The 1,157-nt window shown below is 69.3% G+C and carries 1 protein-coding gene; it reads left to right on the forward strand.

What is annotated here, in order from left to right; all coding sequences use genetic code 11:
- Positions 1-123 precede the first annotated feature (123 nt).
- The coding region (locus AB0N07_RS51590; RefSeq protein WP_365847991.1) for a penicillin-binding transpeptidase domain-containing protein at positions 124-1,157 on the forward strand (1,034 nt) is incomplete at its 3' end.

Raw genomic sequence — 1,157 nt, forward strand, 5'->3', positions numbered from 1 at the left:
GGGCGCGGCGGGTTTGGGGCGGGGCCGCCTTCCATTGAGTGGGTTTACATCGGAGGGGGTCCCCCGCCGAGTGCCGGCCACGCGCTCACCTCGGTGGAGGCCGGCACCGGCAACATCCGCACCATGGCCCAGAACACCGAGTACGCCATCCAGGACGAGCTCGGCCACACCTCGCTGAACTTCAACGTGGACAAGCAGTGGGGTGGCGGCCAGGGCTTCCAGGCCGGCTCCACGCTCAAGCCCTTCGTGGCACTGACGTGGCTGCGCAACGGCAACCGCCTGGTCGACTCCGTGGACGCCTCCCGGAACGTCTACCCCACGGGCACGCGGTTCGCTGCCTCGTGCCGCCCGGGCGGCTACACCACGATCGGCGGCACCTGGCAGTTCAAGAACGTGATCCCGGGCATGCTGCGGCAGGTGCGCGTGGACGAGGGCCTCTTCTGGTCCGTGAACACCCCGACCGTCGCCACCGCGTACCAGCTGGACCTGTGCGACATCACGAGCCTCACCACCCAGCTGGGCATCACCCGCGCCCTGGACAGCTCCCCGCTGCAGCCGGACGACCCGTCCTTCCTGCTCGGCAAGGACTCGGTGGCCCCGCTGTCCTTGGCCGGCGCGTACGCCGCCATCGCCGCGAACGGCCTGTACTGCGAGCCGCGCGCCATCCTGGAGGTCACGGACACCGTCGGCAACCAGTACGACGTCGCCGACCCTCAGTGCGACCAGGTCATCGACCCGGACCACGTCCGGGAGCTGATGCCGGTCCTGCGCCACATCGCCGGCTTCAACATCGCCGAGGAGGGCGCCGGCTACGAGTTCGGCGGCAAGACGGGCACGAACGACAACGTGTCCTCCACGTGGTTCGTCGGATTCACCAGCAAGCTGGCCACCGCCGTGTGGACCGGCCGCTACAACAACCTGAAGTCCATGACGGGCGAGACCGACAACGGCGAGGTCCGCAACCCGTTCTACTCGACCTCCATCAACGGCCCGTCCTGGCTCGAGTACAACCAGTTGGCCAAGGAGAAGTTCCCGCCGGGTGAACTGCCCGAGTGGGACGGCCCGCAGTCGGAGGACCCGGGCGAGGCCGGCGAGCACCCGGACGGACGCCAGTTCCACATCGACGACCTGGACCGGGGCGGGCCGTTGCCCGAGGC

The organism is Streptomyces sp. NPDC051172 (assembly GCF_040682555.1).
Taxonomy (GTDB): Bacteria; Actinomycetota; Actinomycetes; order Streptomycetales; family Streptomycetaceae; genus Streptomyces.